This window comes from Streptococcus infantis, from assembly GCF_047463275.1.
GTDB lineage: Bacteria > Bacillota > Bacilli > Lactobacillales > Streptococcaceae > Streptococcus > Streptococcus infantis_AF.
The window spans coordinates 440,359-456,284 of the sequence record NZ_JASHEE010000001.1 but is presented as its reverse complement, the minus strand read 5'-3'; the positions used below and the strand labels follow the sequence as shown (position 1 = coordinate 456,284).

The following is a 15,926-nucleotide window of genomic DNA, read 5'->3' as shown; positions in this document are numbered from 1 at the left end:
ACCATAATACCCTGTAGAGAGTATTAATCTTCAGCAACAAAGCCGTCATTTTCAATGAAATAATGCTCTGTCATACCTTGGTCAGTAAAGACAATTCCATGAAGGACACCACCATAGACAGCTCCTCCATCCATTCCGATTTTTCCATCTTCTGTCATCCAAAGTTCTGCAGTTCCTGGTTTTTGTTCCAAAAGTCCATAGACAGGTGTATGCCCAAAGACAATTGTTTTCCCTGTATGATTAACTGCTTCGTGGAATGGTTTTCTGAGCCAGACTTTCTTGTAATCTGTAGTTTCATGCCAATCATCCAAAGTTAAATCAATTCCTGCATGAACAAAGATATACTGATCTGTTTCAATCACGAATGGCATCTGACGGATAAATTCTACTAAGTCTGTAGCTTCCGTCTCAACACGCTTAGCATCTGCTACTCCATCTACTGGTGCATCCAGTGGACGCCCCAAAATAGAATTAATGGTTGTATCTCCACCATTACGACGATAATGGTCATAGCTTTCTTCAGGATTATCCAACCAAGTTAAAAACATGTACTCGTGATTTCCTGAAATGCAAATCGCTCCTTGATTTTCTACCAAGTCTTTGACCATTTCAAGAACACGACGACTATCTTCTCCTCTATCAATCAAATCTCCAAGAAAGAGTAATTGAGTCTTGCCATCCCAAGTTTTTAGAAGATCCTCGAGCATTCCTGCTTTTCCGTGAACATCTCCAATAACATAATAGTCTGTCATTTATTTCTCCTTACTTTGCAACAACTCTCTCGCTTGACTAAGTGCTGCTTCAGTCACATTCTCCCCTGCCAACATCTTGGCAACTTCTTCTACTCTTTCTTCAACTGACAATAAGCGAACTGTTGAAACAGTTGAATGGTCATTACTAATCTTTTCAATAAAGAACTGATAATCTGCGATCGCAATGACTTGAGGAAGATGTGATATAGCTAATACTTGACCATTCTGACCAATTTTATGAATCTTTTGAGCGATTGCTTGAGCCACACGACCTGAAACTCCTGTGTCCACTTCATCGAATACAATACTGGTCTTACCTTCCTTACGAGAAAAAGCAGACTTGATCGCCAACATGAGGCGAGATAACTCTCCTCCAGAAGCTACTTTAACCAATGGTTTAAAGTCTTCTCCAGGGTTGGTGGAGATGTAAAATTCAACACTTTCATTTCCTTCACGAGTAAACTTACCTTTAGTAAATTGAACCTGAAATCGAGCCTTATCCATATAAAGGTCTTTGAGTTCTTGCTGAATCTCAATTTCTAATTGTTGAGCTAAGTTATGTCGAGCAGATGCAAGCTTAGTTGCTAAGTCAACTAGACTTACTTCCAACTTTTTGAGTTCTGCTTCCATATCATCTGAAGATAAATGATTGCCAGTCAAAAGGTTGTATTCTTCTGTGATTTTAGCAAAGTACATCAAGACATCGTCAACATTCCCACCATACTTACGTGTAATGGCGTGAATGAGATCTAAACGGCTTTCAATCTGCATCAAGCGATTACCGTCGAAATCTAAATCTTCAATAATATCCTCTAAACGCTTAGTAACATCTTCTAGAACATAATAAGATTCAGATAAGGAAGTAGATATTTCACGATATTCTACATCATACTCTTCTATACTTTCCATATCATTCATAGCTGAACGCACGTTAGCTAGACTTGAAAATTCTTCATTATCTAACATTGTATAAGCATTCGTCAACGTGTCAGCAATATTTTTATGATTAAGAAGTTTATCTCGTTCTTGGTTTAGTTTGAGGTCTTCACCTGGCTGTAAGGACGCAGATTCAATTTCAGCCATTTGAAATTCCAACATTTCAATACGAGCCTTGTGCTCTTCTTGATTTTTCTTAATGTCAAGAAGTTGCTTGCGCATTTTACGATAAGCATCAAAGTTTGTCTGGTAGGCTTGCTTCAGTTCCAGAAAATCTGCATCACCAAACCCATCAAGCATCTGAATGTGCAATTGGGGACGCATTAACTCTTCTTGATCATGTTGGCCATGGATATCAACCAGATACTGTCCAATTGAGCGAAGAACAGATAGATTAACCATCTGTCCATTGACACGACTAACACTACGACCGTTTTGTAAAATTTCACGACGGATGATGATTTCATCACCTAACTCTATTCCTTGCTCATCAAAAATCATTTGCAAAGCATGACTGTTTTCAACCGAGAAAAGACCTTCGATTTCAGCCTTAGGAGCTCCATGACGAATGACGTCCGTTGTGGCTCTGGCTCCCAGCATCATATTCATAGCATCGATGATGATAGACTTCCCAGCACCGGTTTCCCCCGTCAGAACTGTCATTCCCTTCTCAAAATTAAGTGAAATAGCCTCAATGATGGCAAAGTTTTTAATTGAAATTTCAAGTAACATAAGGTCCTACCACTTTTTAACTTGCTCAACAATCTCTACAGCTGCTTCTTCAGTTCGCGCCACAATTAAAATTGAGTTATCATCTGCTAAACAGCTAAAAATCATATCCGAAAATGTTTGAGTCAATTGACTTTTAACAAAAATTGTATTCCCAGGAACAACATCTAAGTTGATGAGATTACCCATTCTTTCGAAGCTTTCGATATTGTTCTCAGCTAACTGTAAACTTTTAACTACTGACTTTGGTAATTCATAGACATATGTATTGTCTTTCAAAGGAATTTTTACAATCCCTAATTCTTTGATATCACGTGAAACAGTTGCTTGAGTGGCAGAAATCCCTGCTTCTCTCAAGTGTTCAACGATTTCTTCTTGTGTGCCGATTTGATAGTCAGTCACAAATCTTCTAATCTTTTCAAGTCTTTCTTTTTTATTCATCTTTAAACTCTCTATGTGCTTTCTCTACTACATTTTCTATTTCAGAAACTACTTGGTTGCTTGCATGTTCTTCTTTACGTAAATAAGCAAGAAACTCAATATTCCCATGTCCACCTTGAATAGGAGAGAAATCCAATCCTAAGACTGAGAATCCTTCATCAACTGCCATTTTAGTAACTGATTCTAAAACATTTTGGTGAACTTTAGCATCTCTGATAATTCCATTTTTACCAATCTGTTCTCGGCCTGCTTCAAACTGTGGTTTTATGAGTGCAACAACTTCCCCTTGGTCTACCAATATTCTGTGTAGGGCCGGTAAAATGAGACTCAAAGAAATAAAACTCACATCAATACTTGCAAAACTTGGCTCTTCTTCAAAGTCATTTTTTTCAGCATAACGAAAGTTAAATTGCTCCATGCTGATAACACGTGAATCCTGGCGTAATTTCCAGGCTAGCTGATTGGTCCCAACATCAACGGCATAAACCAGTTTTGCACCATTTTGAAGCATGACATCCGTAAAGCCTCCTGTTGAAGCACCAATATCAATGGTCGTTTTGTCTTCAACTGATATTTCAAATTTTTCTAAAGCCTTCTCAAGTTTCAGGCCGCCTCGACTAACATACTTGAGTTTCTCACCCTTGAGTTTTAATTCAGTATCATCAGGAATTTTTTCTCCTGGTTTATCAAAACGCTCACCATTAAGGACTGCAATCACTAATCCAGCCATTACGCCCCGCTTAGCTTGTTCTCTTGTTTCAAATAAACCTTGTTTGTAGGCAAGTACATCTACTCTTTCCTTAGGCATTGATTCTCAAACTTTCTACTATTTTTACAATTGGTTCTTTATCAAAGTCGACTAATTGGCTAATCACATCTAATTTTTCATTAGCCTGATCCAAAGTTCGGTTACAAAAAACTTTTGCCTCATCCAATCCTAACAAAGCAGGATAGGTTGATTTCTCAGCTTGCAAATCTTTTTGTGGTGTTTTACCAATTTCCTCAAAACTAGCAGTAACATCAAGGATATCATCTCTCACTTGAAAAGCAAGCCCAATCAGCTCTCCAACTGTTTTCAACTGTTTTTGAAGATTTTCATCCAATTCTGCAATAACTCCTGCCGCTTGAAAAGGGAAGGCTAAGAGTTTACCAGTTTTATTAGCATGGATGGTCTGAAGTTCTTCTAAGTTTAAATGTTTACCTTCACCTTCCATATCCAAAACTTGGCCAGCGACCATCCCCATACTTCCAGAAGAAAGAGACAAAGAAGTTATTAAATCTACCTTAATTTCGTTTGGCAAGTCTGCTTGCGCTATCAAAGCATAAGGATCTAAAAAGAGGGCATCTCCTGCTAAAATTGCTAGTGCTTCACCAAACTTCTTATGGTTGGTTAAACGCCCACGACGAAAATCATCATCATCCATAGCCGGAAGATCATCATGAATTAAGCTTCCTGTGTGAATCATCTCAAGTGCTGCTGCAACCTGGGCATGAGCTGTAGTGATTGGCACCTGCAAAGACTCCAAAACTTCTAAAAGTAGGTAAGGACGAATTCGTTTCCCACCTGCATGGATAGAATAGAGAACAGCTTCTCTGAGATTAGCAGCTAATTGCTGGTCTCCATAAAACTCCTCAAGAGCTGACTCAACCAAAGCTAATTTTTCTTGCTTATTCATAGAAGTTCGCTTTCTGTTCCATCTTCTTGCATGACTTTAACCAAGGTCTTTTCTGCTTTATCAAGTGTTGCTTGCAATTCTTTTGAAAGAACCATTCCTTTTTGAAATGCAGTAATAGCATCTTCTAAAGCAATTTCACCATTTTCTAAACTCTGAACAATAGTCTCAAGCTCTGCTAAATTATCTTCAAATTTCTTCTGTTTTGACATCTTTAACCTCTAATTCTACATGACCATCTCGCATCATCAACATCACCTGGTCATTTTTTTTCAAATCATTTGCTGAAGATACCACGGTATCCTCTTTTTTAACAATCGCATAACCCCTTGCTACGATACGACTCGTATCTAACATGAGTAAAGCTTCTGACAAGCGTTTTACTTCAGCAACCTTGGCATCATAGATCACAGCCATCTGGCTACGCATTAATTTTTGTAACTGTTGAATACGGTCTTGGTAGCGCTGAATCTTGACATTTGGCGATAATTGTTCCAAACGGTGAATTTGAGCTTGAACCTTCTGTTGATTTCTAACTAACTCACCATTCAATCCCTGCTTCAGTCGAAGCACTAACTGATCCAAGCGTTGCAGATATCCATCATATAAACGCTCTGGTTGCCTGAAGATGACTGATTGACTAAGCCCTCTCAAGGCTTCTTTTTTCTTTGATAAAGTATTTTGTACGGCAGTAGCCATTCGTTTCTCTTGATTTTTAAGGTAGGTCAGTAGATCTAACTTAGTCACAGGAGTAGCTAACTCTGCTGCAGCAGTTGGTGTTGCTGCTCTCTTGTCGGCAACAAAATCAGCCAAGGTTACATCTGTTTCGTGGCCCACACTTGAAATAATAGGAAGGCGCGATTCAAAGATAGAACGCACTACAATCTCTTCGTTAAAAGCCCAAAGATCCTCAATCGAACCACCACCACGACCAATGATAAGAACATCCAAGTCTTCTCGTTCATTAGCTCTAGCAATGTTACGGGCAATCTCCTCTGCTGCCCCTTCGCCTTGAACCTTGGTAGGATATAAAACAATCTCAACCCCTGGGAAACGTCTGCTAACGGTAGTAATAATATCCTGTATAACAGCACCACTACGACTAGTCACAACCCCGATGCGTTTTGCAAACTGAGGGATTGCTTGTTTAAAGCGTTCTTGAAAAAGGCCTTCTTCTGATAATTTCTTTTTTAATTGTTCGAACTGAATTGCAAGAGCCCCTACACCATCAGGCTCTGCCTTTTCAATGATGATAGAGTAGCTCCCACTTGGTTCATAGACTTGGACACGACCGATAACATTGATCTTCATCCCTTCTTCCAAATCAAAACCTAGTTTCTGATAAATACCTGACCAAATAGTCGCTTGGATTACAGCTCGATCATCTTTTAGAGAAAAATATTGATGAGTTGGACGCTTCCGGAAGTTAGAAACCTGACCAGTTAAATAGACCCTCTCCAAGTATGGGTCTTTATCGAATTTCATTTTCAGATACTTAGTCAAAGTTGTTACCGACAAATACTTTTCCATCTCAACCTCCTTCTTTCTCTAGTTTTCCTGGGTATTATTATACCAAAAAAACGTTTAAAAATCTCTCTTTTCACCTCTAGAATACGAAAACAAGACTGGATTTCTTTGGGCTTGTCTAATAATATACAAAAGCCCTCGGAAAAATCCAAGGGCTTTCATTAGTTCACTGAACTATTTTATTTTTTAAGGTTGTAGAATGATTTCAATCCACGGTATTCAGCTACTTCACCAAGTTGATCTTCGATACGAAGCAATTGGTTGTATTTAGCGATACGGTCTGTACGTGAAAGTGAACCAGTCTTGATTTGTCCTGCGTTTGTTGCAACTGCGATGTCAGCGATTGTTGAATCTTCAGTTTCACCTGAACGGTGTGATACAACGGCAGTGTAACCAGCTTCTTTCGCCATTTCGATAGCGTCGAATGTTTCAGTAAGAGTACCGATTTGGTTAACTTTGATAAGGATAGAGTTAGCACATTTTTCTTCGATACCACGTGAAAGGTAGTCAGTGTTTGTTACGAAGACGTCGTCACCAATCAATTGAACTTTACCACCAAGACGTTCAGTAAGAGCTTTCCAACCGTCCCAGTCGTTTTCATCCATACCATCTTCGATAATGATGATTGGGTATTTGTTTACCAATTCTTCAAGGTAGTCGATTTGTTCAGCAGCAGTGCGGACAGCAGCGCCTTCACCTTCGAATTTAGTGTAATCGTAAACTTTGCGTTCCTTATCGTAGAATTCTGATGATGCACAGTCAAATCCGATAAATACGTCTTTACCTGGAACATAACCAGCAGCTTCGATAGCAGCGATGATAGTTTCTACACCATCTTCAGTTCCGTCGAAACGAGGAGCGAATCCACCTTCGTCACCAACGGCTGTTTCAAGACCACGACCTTTAAGGATTTTCTTAAGTGCGTGGAAGATTTCAGCACCCCAACGAAGAGCTTCTTTGAATGTAGGTGCACCAGCAGGTACGATCATGAATTCTTGGAAAGCGATTGGAGCATCTGAGTGAGATCCACCATTGATGATGTTCATCATTGGAGTTGGAAGAACTTTAGTGTTGAATCCACCAAGGTAGCTGTAAAGTGGGATTTCAAGGTAGTCAGCAGCTGCACGAGCAACGGCGATAGACACACCAAGGATAGCGTTTGCTCCCAATTTACCTTTGTTAGGAGTACCGTCAAGAGCGATCATAGCACGGTCGATAGCTTGTTGATCACGTACATCATAGCCGATGATAGCTTCAGCAATGATGTTGTTTACGTTGTCAACAGCTTTTTGAGTACCAAGACCACCGTAACGAGATTTGTCACCGTCACGAAGTTCAACTGCTTCGTGTTCACCAGTAGAAGCTCCTGATGGAACCATACCACGTCCATGAGCACCTGATTCAGTATAAACTTCTACTTCAAGTGTTGGGTTACCGCGTGAGTCTAGGACTTCGCGAGCGTAAACATCAGTAATAATTGACATTTTTTACTCTCCTTTGAGTTAAATTTTTTACACCTCTATGATACCATAAAAAGAGACCTTTTTCAAGAAAAAACGTTATCTTTGTGCAAATTTTCCTTAAGTTGATAAAGTAATCGCTTTCTTTTTCCTTTTATCTTGAGTCTTTTGTGATATACTATATTTATGACTGATCTATCTAAACAAATCCTAGAAAAGGCCAATGGTGGTCTTAAACTAAATCCTGATGAACAAAGACGTTTTCTCGGAACATTTGAAGAACGTGTCCTTGGCTATGCAGACCTTGAAACAGCCGATGATGATAAATTTCAAAAAGGTTTTTTGACTATTTTGGAGACTTTTAAAAAAGAAACTGAACCTCTATTTGTCAAAATCTCTCCTCAAGTTGAGTTTGATAAACAAGTTTTTTATCTAAAACAAGCCAAAGAAGCTGAATGTCAAGCAACCATCGTTTCCGAAGACCACAACTCTTCTCCTTTTGGTCTCATTATCCATAGCGATGCTCCAGTTCAAACAAGTGAAAAAGACCTCAAAAAGGTCTTCTCAGACTTGTGGCAGGAAAAAAAGATGAAAAAAGCTCCGACTTCTCTCTGGAAAAAATGGTTTGGTTAACTCTGTTTCAATGATAAGATTTGACCGATATTTGCAGCTGTATTTTCTAAATAGACAGCTGCTTTTTTTAGACTGTCTGCTAACGGTTCGCTTTTTTCAAGTATGGAAAAAGCTGCGACTATATTCTCAAATGGTAAGGGTGGTAAATCCTCTGACAAACTACCACAAATAGCAATAACTGGAACACCATTTGGTGTTCTTTTTGCTACACCGATTGGTGCCTTACCTGCCAAACTTTGAGTATCCAACCTACCTTCACCAACGATAACTAGGTCTGCATCAGTAACTTTTTGATCGAAGTTTATCAAATCCAAAAAAGTTTGAATACCAGATACAATCTCTGCTCCAGCGAAGGCACACAAGCCAGCTGCAATACCACCACCTGCTCCTGCACCATCTAATTTTGATATTTCAGGTGTGACTTTACCATAAAAGTTTTCAATAGCAATATCAACGTCTTGGAATTTAGCAGGGTTTAATCCTTTTTGTTTTCCAAATGTATAGGTGGCTCCATGAGGTCCACAGAGAGGATTGGACACATCCGCTAAAATTTTGATACGAACATCTGCAGGAACAGATGAGGCTTTATCTTTCGAAATATGACTAATTTCAAACAAGGACTGGCCACAAGCCTCCAGTTCAATTCCGTTTTTGTCATAAAACTGGTAACCAAGTCCTGAAGCAATGCCAATTCCACCATCGTTACTAGCCGTACCACCGACACCAACGTAGATATCTTTGATTCCTTGTTCTATCAAATGGAGAATAAGTTGACCAATTCCCTTTGTTTGAATCTCTAGAGGATTACGTTTTTCAAAAGGAATTTTAGCAAGACCTACTAAATTTGCAACTTCAAATAGAGCTAATTCTCTTTTTTGAAAGTAAGACATCAAAACCTCATCACCAAAAGGTCCAGTTACTTGGACTCTTTTTTCTTCCAAACCTAGAGAACTTTTAATGGCGTCTACTGTTCCTTCACCTCCATCGCCAACAGGTAAAAGTAGACATTCAGCATCCGGTATCACCCTTTTAAATCCTCTTTTTATAGCTTCTGCTACTTGGTTTGCGGGAAGACTCTCTTTGAAAGAGTCCGGCGCGATAACAATTTTCATTTTGATTCCTCTTTCTATCTAAAGGAAGTCTATCATTTCCAAAACTTTCCCAAAATCTCTCTCATCTACCTGAAGATTTATTTCCTTTTTCACAATATCCTTGGCACAAAAGGCTATTCCAAGTCCTGCACTTTTAAGCATTTTTAAGTCATTAGCTCCATCACCGATTGCAATCGTTCTATCAAATGGCACTTGTAATTCTTCAGCCCATCTCACGAGGGTTGCTTCTTTTACTTCTCTGCTTATAATAGGGCCAATTAGATTTCCAGTTAAATGATCATCTTTGATTTCCAGTTGATTAGCAGTATATAATGAAATTCCCAAATCTTTTGCTAATCTTTCTACAATAGTGGTAAATCCACCTGATACTAAGCCGACTTCTATCTGATTTTCTTGAAGAACTTTAATAAACTTGGCAACGTTTTTACTAAGGTGAAGTTCATGATAAATCCTATCAAAAACATTGATAGAGAGACCTTTAAGAAGAGAAATACGTCTTTTTAAACTTGCTTCAAAGTCTAATTCTCCTCTCATAGCTTGAGCTGTTAGCAGGGCTACTTCTTCTTCGCACTCTGCCTCTTTCCCTAATAAATCAATAACCTCTTCTTCTATCAGAGTTCCATCTACATCGAGGACACAGAGACCGTTGATTGTTTTCATTTATAATCCTTACTTTATTATCTCAAAAAATCGTATGAAAGCATCATACGATTTTATTTATTTAATTTGCTAAGCTGTGATATAAATCAAGATAAGACTGACAAGCTGTATCCCAGGAGAAATCACATTCCATAGCTTGTACTTGAAGTTTCTTCCAAACGTCAGGATGATTATAGTAAACATCCAAAGCAGTTTGAAGAGCCCAGTTAAGCCAGTAAGAGGTTAAGTTATTAAAACTAAATCCTGTACCCGTTCCTTCAATTGGATTGAATGGTTGAACAGTATCTCTCAACCCGCCTACCTCATGAACAAGTGGTAATGTTCCATAACGCATCGCCATCATTTGAGAAAGTCCACAAGGTTCAAAACGACTTGGCATGAGGAAAATATCACAGGCTGCATAAATTTCCTGTGCTAGCTTGACATCAAAGGTAATATTGGCAGAAAGTTTATCTGGGAATACTTGACCAAACCATGAGAAGGCTTGTTCAAAACCAGGATCACCTGTACCCAAGAGAACGATTTGAACATCTTCTTGAAGCATGCGATGCAAACCTTCAACGACGACATCAAAGCCTTTCTGTCTTGTCAAACGCGATACAATACCAATCATTGGAACATCGGGACGAACTGGAAGACCAACTTTTTCTTGAAGTTTAGCTTTATTCTGAGCTTTTCCTGATAGGTCTGATTTATTAAAATGATAATCCAACAAAGGATCCGTTTCTGGATTATAAAGATCCGTATCGATTCCATTTACAATACCAGAAACCTTACCAGACTCCATTCGAAGAATTTGATCCAAACCACATCCAAACTCTATTGTCATGATTTCATAAGCATAGCTTGGCGATACAGTAGATACACGATCTGCATAGAGGATACCAGCCTTCATCCAGTTCAGGCAGTCATTCCAGCGAACTGTACCATCCGCATAGCGTTCAAATCCAACTCGGAACAAATCCCAAAGCATACCTTCAGAGAATTGGCCTTGGAATTCCAGGTTGTGGATTGTTAAGACAGTCTTAATGTTTTGATAGGCCTGGATCCATCTGTATTTTTCCTTCAACAAGAAAGGAATCATAGCTGTATGATAATCATGAGCATGAAGAACATCTGGAATAAAACCAATACGCTCCATAGCCTCTAGAGCCGCAAGTTGGAAGAAAGCAAAGCGTTCACCATCATCGAAATCACCATACACATGACCACGGAAGAAATAATACTGGTTGTCAATAAAGTAGAAGGTAACACCATTTAAAACAGTCTTCTTAATGCCACAAAATTGTCTACGCCAACCAACGTATACTTCAAATTGAAGAACATCTTCAATTTGATCACCAAACTTGGCTTCCACCATGTCATAGTATGGCAGGATAACAGCAACTTCATGACCAGCTTTAACTAATGATTTTGGAAGAGCCCCGATAACATCTCCCAAGCCACCTGTTTTAGAAAAAGGGGCTCCTTCGGCTGCTACAAATAAAATTTTCATGAAAGAATGTCCTCTGTTACTTTTTCACTTTTTTTGATGACAACAGGATTTTCTGCTGTACCACGAATAACAACTCCATCAGCTACTTCAGCACCCTTATCAATAATTGCATACTCAACTTGAGCACCTTCACCAATGACAACACGAGGGAAAACAATAGATTCTTTAACTAAGCTATCTTTATGAATTTGAACATTACGCGAAACAACTGAACGAACAACCTTACCTTCGACAATACTACCAGAAGCAAACTGCGAAGTATTTACTTCACAACCAGGTGCATAATAAGTTGGTTCTTCGTTTTTCACCTTTGTATGAATCTTTTGATTTGGAGAGAACAAAGAGTAGAATTTATGCTGATCAAGCATATCAATATTGGCTTGGTAGTAGGTTTCTACAGAATGAATATTTGCCAAATAGCCAGTATACTCGTAGGCAAAAGCACCTTCTTTAGCTGCCAAATCACGAAGAACATAGCGAAGTTTTTCTGGATGTTCTTTCTGAGCTTCTTCTTCCAGACGTTCAATCAACCATTGAGTATCTACAACAAAGATATCCGTTGACATGTTGTAGTATTCTTGTTCAGCTTTTTTATCGAAGAGTTTGTGAGAGAGCACGTGGTCAGTTTCATCAATATCTAGGATAGCATTTACTTCTGAAATATCCTTTTTAGGTAGTTTCTTATAAACGACTGTGATAGGAGATTTTGTAGTATTATGCAAATGGAAAACCTGAGTAAGATCAATATTTACCAAAACGTCACAGTTCAAGGAAACTGTTTGGTTAGATCCAGAACGTTTTAAATAAGTCAAGAGTTGTTGATAATACTCTTTACCAACAGTACTACTTTCCACACGAGTATTGTAGATTCCAAGATAATAGTGGCTAAGAAGGGTATTCAAGCCCCATTCACGTCCTGAACGAATGTGGTCAAATACAGAGCTGATATTATCTTGTTGGAAGATTCCAAAGACACTTCGAACACCAGCATTTGCTAAACTTGAGAGTGGGAAGTCAATCAAACGATACTTTCCTCCGAATGGCAAACTCGCCACAGGACGATTACTCGTTAAGGTTGACATATCATGAAAACCAACAGTGTTTCCTAAAATCGCTGAATATTTATCAATCTTCATCTGTTGCTACCCCCACTACTTCGTTATATCCGACTACTTGTACTTCTTCTGTACCATCAATTTCAACACCATCGGCAATAATTGCACCTTCACCGATGATTGCACGTGTAATTTTAGCACCTCTACCGATAACTGCTCCACTCATGATAACAGAATCAACAACTTCTGCTCCCTTACGAACTTGAGCAGCTGTAGAAAGAATGGAATGTTTTACAGTACCATTCACGTAACATCCATCTACTACTAGAGAGTCTTCCACTTGAGCAAATTCTCCAAGGAAGTTTGGTGGAGCGATAAGGTTACGAGAATAAATTTTCCATTGACGATTTCGGCTATCTAGAGCATTTTCTGGAGAGATGTATTCCATATTTGCTTCCCAAAGAGATTCGATTGTACCAACATCCTTCCAGTATCCATTAAATTCATAAGCATAGACACTTTCACCTGTCTCAAGATAATTAGGAATAACATTCTTACCAAAGTCTGACATGTCAATATTATTCTTTTCAGCTGCAACTAGCATATTGCGTAGACGTTTCCAATCGAAAATATAAATACCCATTGATGCCTTGGTTGATTTTGGTTGGGCAGGTTTTTCTTCGAATTCAACAATGCGATTATTAGCATCTGTATTCATGATACCGAAACGACTAGCTTCTTTTAATGGTACATCCAAGACAGCTACAGTCAAGCTGGCATTGTTATCCTTGTGTGATTGGAGCATATCATCATAGTCCATTTTGTAGATATGGTCTCCTGAAAGAATCAAAACATACTCAGGATTGATGCTATCGATATAGTCGATATTTTGGTAAATCGCATGACTTGTACCTTCAAACCAACGATTTCCTTCACTTGCAGAGTAAGGTTGAAGGATAGAAACGCCTGAATCAATTACATCAAGACCCCAACTAGAACCGTTTCCGATGTGATTGTTAAGAGCAAGAGGCTGATACTGTGTAATAACCCCAACATTGTGGATACCAGAGTTGGCACAGTTAGAAAGAGCAAAGTCAATGATACGGTAGCGCCCACCAAATTGCACAGCAGGTTTTGCAATGCTTTGAGTGAGTTTACCGAGACGAGTTCCTTGCCCACCGGCAAGGATTAAAGCTAGCATTTCATTCTTCATTTTCTACTCCTTTTTTAGATTTATTTGATTCTTTTTTTGTTGGTTTCAAGCGACGTTTAATTTTCCAGATACTTGCACCCATTGCTGGTAAAGTAAAGGTCAAAGTCTGCTCATAATCCTTCCATAACCCTTCTTGAGTTTGAACGGTTTGGTTGTGTTCTTTCCAAACACCTCCCCATTGTTCCAACTCTGTATTCCAAATTTCTTCATACACACCTGCAACTGGCAGTCCAATTGTGAAATCAGGACGTTCAACCGGTGCCATATTGAAGACACAGACTAGCATCTCGCCTTTCTTTCCTTTACGAATAAAGGAAAGAACACTCTGATCTCTATTATCTGCATCGATAATTTCAATTCCATCATAGCTTGTATCAATTTCCCAAAGACAACGGTGGTCCTTATAAAGTTGATTCAACTGAGATGTGAAGTATTTCATCTTGGCATTCATTGGATCTTCAAGGTTTGACCATTCTAATTGCTCTTCTGATTTCCACTCTAAGAATTGACCGAATTCGCTACCCATAAAGAGCAATTTCTTACCAGGGTGACAAATTTGATAAGTATAAAGGTTTCTCAGGCCTGCAAATTGATTATAACGATCCCCCCACATCTTATGCATCATACTCTTCTTACCATGAACCACCTCATCATGTGAGAATGGTAGAAGATAATTTTCATTAAAGACATACATAAAACTGAAGGTTACAAGGTTAAAATCGTACTTGCGGTAAATTGGATCTTCTTCGTAGAAACGGAGAATGTCATTCATCCAGCCCATATTCCACTTGTAGTCAAATCCAAGACCACCAATCTCTTTTGGACCTGTTATTTTAGTAGCTGAAGAGCTCTCTTCTGCAATCATCATGACATCAGGGTGAGCTAGCTTAATAACAGTATTTAAACGCTGAAGGAAATAGTAACCTTCATAGTTAAGATTTCCACCGTCTTTATTTGGTGTCCAAGGTGCATTATCATAATCAAGATAAAGGATATTACTTACAGCATCGACACGGATACCATCCAAATGATAGAAATCAATCCAGAACTTAATACTTGAAATCAAGAAAGATTGAACTTCATTTTTACCTAAATCAAAGTTTAATGCTCCCCAGCCATAGTTATGAGCTTTGTTATGGTCTTGATATTCAAAAGTTGGTGTTCCATCATAATAAGCTAGGGCATCATCATTGATAGTGAAATGACCTGGAACCCAGTCCACGATAACACCGATATTATTTAAATGACACTCCTCGACAAAGTCCTGAAACTCCTCTGGACTACCATAAGAATGCTCTAAAGCAAAGTAACCCATGAGTTGATAACCCCAACTCAAACCAAGCGGATGAGCCATCAAGGGCATAAACTCAATGTGCGTGTAATTCATCTCAACTAAGTAAGGGATTAACTCTTCTTTTAATTGAGCAAAACTGTATGGTGTCCCATCAGGATTTCTCTTCCAAGAGCCTGCATGAGCCTCGTAGATATTAACAGGTCTTTCAAAGAATCCCAAACGTTTTCTTCGAGCTAACCAAAGACCATCTTTCCATTTCTTTTCTGGAATTTCTGTTAACACAGCCCCTGTGCCTGGACGTGCCTCATACCGAACAGCTAAAGGATCAATCTTCATAAGCTGATGACCATTAGCCCGAGTGATATGATATTTATAAATCTGACCTTCTTGGGCTAAAGTTGTAAAAACTTCCCAAACTCCAGATTCATTTCGAACCATAGGGATTTGATTTTCAACCCAATTAGTGAAATCACCGACTAGATGAACAGCTTGCGCATTTGGAGCCCAAACACGGAATGTGTAACCCCATTCCCCGTCCTTCTCCTCACGGTGTGCGCCCAAATAGTGTTGAAGATGGAAATTTTCGCCTGTTGTAAAAGTTCTTAAAGCTTCTAATGTATCCATAAATCCCCCTTTATATTGTAAGCGTTTTCTATATTTCTATTATACTATCTTTTAAGAAAACTTTCAACCAATTTCCGAATTATCATAAATATTTTTTAGAAAATCTTCAAGTAATTATCTTGACATTTCTTAAATTTTCAGTATTTATTGATATTCTACCTTGATATCAGTTTTTATAGCATTAAATCACTTACAATATTTTTTTCAATGCTAATTTTGCAAAACAGATACTTTAAAAACTTAACATTATTTTCATGAATGAAACTTTTTGTTCGGATAAAGTATCTTAAGTACAATTTTATCAAATTTTCTGAAATTTTCA

15 protein-coding genes are annotated in these 15,926 nt (G+C 38.5%); 1 reads left to right on the top strand and 14 read right to left on the bottom strand.

The genetic code is table 11. The features are described from left to right. Nucleotides 1-23 precede the first annotated feature (23 nt). The 8 genes from QM923_RS02355 to eno all read right to left on the bottom strand — a co-directional run bounded on the left by QM923_RS02355 (nucleotide 24) and on the right by eno (nucleotide 7,542). The gene (locus QM923_RS02355; protein WP_414290725.1) at nucleotides 24-752 is read right to left on the bottom strand and encodes a metallophosphoesterase family protein; all 729 of its coding nucleotides are present in this window, start codon (nucleotides 750-752) and stop codon (nucleotides 24-26) included. Next, nucleotides 753-2,420, bottom strand: a complete 1,668-nt coding sequence (gene recN / locus QM923_RS02350) for a DNA repair protein RecN (protein WP_414290724.1) — start codon at nucleotides 2,418-2,420, stop codon at nucleotides 753-755. A 6-nt stretch (nucleotides 2,421-2,426) separates the two neighbouring features. After that, nucleotides 2,427-2,858: an arginine repressor gene (locus QM923_RS02345; protein WP_414290723.1), complete on the bottom strand. Its 432-nt coding sequence runs from the start codon at nucleotides 2,856-2,858 to the stop codon at nucleotides 2,427-2,429. Further along, on the bottom strand, nucleotides 2,851-3,666 hold the full coding sequence (locus QM923_RS02340) for a TlyA family RNA methyltransferase (RefSeq protein ID WP_414290722.1): 816 nt from the start codon (nucleotides 3,664-3,666) through the stop codon (nucleotides 2,851-2,853). Before QM923_RS02340 ends, QM923_RS02345 begins: the two co-directional genes overlap by 8 nt. Then, nucleotides 3,659-4,534, bottom strand: a complete 876-nt coding sequence (locus tag QM923_RS02335) for a polyprenyl synthetase family protein (RefSeq protein WP_414290721.1) — start codon at nucleotides 4,532-4,534, stop codon at nucleotides 3,659-3,661. Before QM923_RS02335 ends, QM923_RS02340 begins: the two co-directional genes overlap by 8 nt. Beyond that, complete coding sequence (locus QM923_RS02330) at nucleotides 4,531-4,743, bottom strand: exodeoxyribonuclease VII small subunit (protein ID WP_004253516.1); 213 nt, start codon at nucleotides 4,741-4,743, stop codon at nucleotides 4,531-4,533. The genes QM923_RS02335 and QM923_RS02330 overlap by 4 nt, the downstream gene beginning before the upstream one ends. After that, nucleotides 4,721-6,061 carry an exodeoxyribonuclease VII large subunit gene (gene xseA / locus QM923_RS02325; RefSeq protein WP_414290720.1) on the bottom strand — a complete coding sequence of 447 codons (1,341 nt, stop codon included), beginning with the start codon at nucleotides 6,059-6,061 and terminating at the stop codon, nucleotides 4,721-4,723. The genes QM923_RS02330 and xseA overlap by 23 nt, the downstream gene beginning before the upstream one ends. A 176-nt stretch (nucleotides 6,062-6,237) precedes the next feature. Beyond that, nucleotides 6,238-7,542, bottom strand: coding sequence for a surface-displayed alpha-enolase (gene eno / locus QM923_RS02320; protein ID WP_414290719.1), 1,305 nt, complete (start codon nucleotides 7,540-7,542; stop codon nucleotides 6,238-6,240). 162 nt (nucleotides 7,543-7,704) lie between these two features. On the opposite strand from eno, the gene QM923_RS02315 reads away from it, so the two are divergent. Then, entirely contained in the window at nucleotides 7,705-8,151 is a 447-nt protein-coding gene (locus QM923_RS02315) for a DUF1694 domain-containing protein (protein WP_414290718.1), read from the top strand. On the opposite strand, the gene QM923_RS02310 is transcribed toward QM923_RS02315, so the two are convergent. From QM923_RS02310 to glgB, 6 genes are all read right to left on the bottom strand, one after another. Further along, nucleotides 8,148-9,263 (bottom strand): glycerate kinase, encoded by a 1,116-nt coding sequence (locus QM923_RS02310; RefSeq protein ID WP_414290717.1) that lies wholly within the window; start codon nucleotides 9,261-9,263, stop codon nucleotides 8,148-8,150. The genes QM923_RS02315 and QM923_RS02310 overlap by 4 nt on opposite strands. Before the next feature lie 18 nt (nucleotides 9,264-9,281). After that, nucleotides 9,282-9,923 (bottom strand): phosphoserine phosphatase SerB, encoded by a 642-nt coding sequence (gene serB, locus QM923_RS02305; RefSeq protein WP_254724139.1) that lies wholly within the window; start codon nucleotides 9,921-9,923, stop codon nucleotides 9,282-9,284. A 61-nt stretch (nucleotides 9,924-9,984) separates the two neighbouring features. Then, nucleotides 9,985-11,418, bottom strand: coding sequence for a glycogen synthase GlgA (glgA, locus tag QM923_RS02300; protein ID WP_414290716.1), 1,434 nt, complete (start codon nucleotides 11,416-11,418; stop codon nucleotides 9,985-9,987). Continuing rightward, nucleotides 11,415-12,554, bottom strand: coding sequence for a glucose-1-phosphate adenylyltransferase subunit GlgD (glgD, locus tag QM923_RS02295; RefSeq protein WP_414290715.1), 1,140 nt, complete (start codon nucleotides 12,552-12,554; stop codon nucleotides 11,415-11,417). The genes glgA and glgD overlap by 4 nt, the downstream gene beginning before the upstream one ends. Then, nucleotides 12,544-13,686 carry a glucose-1-phosphate adenylyltransferase gene (locus QM923_RS02290; RefSeq protein ID WP_049496442.1) on the bottom strand — a complete coding sequence of 381 codons (1,143 nt, stop codon included), beginning with the start codon at nucleotides 13,684-13,686 and terminating at the stop codon, nucleotides 12,544-12,546. The genes glgD and QM923_RS02290 overlap by 11 nt, the downstream gene beginning before the upstream one ends. Beyond that, nucleotides 13,676-15,604, bottom strand: a complete 1,929-nt coding sequence (gene glgB, locus QM923_RS02285) for a 1,4-alpha-glucan branching protein GlgB (RefSeq protein WP_414290714.1) — start codon at nucleotides 15,602-15,604, stop codon at nucleotides 13,676-13,678. Before glgB ends, QM923_RS02290 begins: the two co-directional genes overlap by 11 nt. Nucleotides 15,605-15,926 lie beyond the last annotated feature (322 nt).

What these genes read in the sequence shown, in the direction of transcription:
- QM923_RS02355 (WP_414290725.1), bottom strand. Translation starts at nt 752, where the DNA reads ATGACAGACTATTATGTTATTGGAGATGTTCACGGAAAAGCAGGAATG.
- recN (WP_414290724.1), bottom strand. Translation starts at nt 2,420, where the DNA reads ATGTTACTTGAAATTTCAATTAAAAACTTTGCCATCATTGAGGCTATT.
- QM923_RS02345 (WP_414290723.1), bottom strand. Translation starts at nt 2,858, where the DNA reads ATGAATAAAAAAGAAAGACTTGAAAAGATTAGAAGATTTGTGACTGAC.
- QM923_RS02340 (WP_414290722.1), bottom strand. Translation starts at nt 3,666, where the DNA reads ATGCCTAAGGAAAGAGTAGATGTACTTGCCTACAAACAAGGTTTATTT.
- QM923_RS02335 (WP_414290721.1), bottom strand. Translation starts at nt 4,534, where the DNA reads ATGAATAAGCAAGAAAAATTAGCTTTGGTTGAGTCAGCTCTTGAGGAG.
- QM923_RS02330 (WP_004253516.1), bottom strand. Translation starts at nt 4,743, where the DNA reads ATGTCAAAACAGAAGAAATTTGAAGATAATTTAGCAGAGCTTGAGACT.
- xseA (WP_414290720.1), bottom strand. Translation starts at nt 6,061, where the DNA reads ATGGAAAAGTATTTGTCGGTAACAACTTTGACTAAGTATCTGAAAATG.
- eno (WP_414290719.1), bottom strand. Translation starts at nt 7,542, where the DNA reads ATGTCAATTATTACTGATGTTTACGCTCGCGAAGTCCTAGACTCACGC.
- QM923_RS02315 (WP_414290718.1), top strand. Translation starts at nt 7,705, where the DNA reads ATGACTGATCTATCTAAACAAATCCTAGAAAAGGCCAATGGTGGTCTT.
- QM923_RS02310 (WP_414290717.1), bottom strand. Translation starts at nt 9,263, where the DNA reads ATGAAAATTGTTATCGCGCCGGACTCTTTCAAAGAGAGTCTTCCCGCA.
- serB (WP_254724139.1), bottom strand. Translation starts at nt 9,923, where the DNA reads ATGAAAACAATCAACGGTCTCTGTGTCCTCGATGTAGATGGAACTCTG.
- glgA (WP_414290716.1), bottom strand. Translation starts at nt 11,418, where the DNA reads ATGAAAATTTTATTTGTAGCAGCCGAAGGAGCCCCTTTTTCTAAAACA.
- glgD (WP_414290715.1), bottom strand. Translation starts at nt 12,554, where the DNA reads ATGAAGATTGATAAATATTCAGCGATTTTAGGAAACACTGTTGGTTTT.
- QM923_RS02290 (WP_049496442.1), bottom strand. Translation starts at nt 13,686, where the DNA reads ATGAAGAATGAAATGCTAGCTTTAATCCTTGCCGGTGGGCAAGGAACT.
- glgB (WP_414290714.1), bottom strand. Translation starts at nt 15,604, where the DNA reads ATGGATACATTAGAAGCTTTAAGAACTTTTACAACAGGCGAAAATTTC.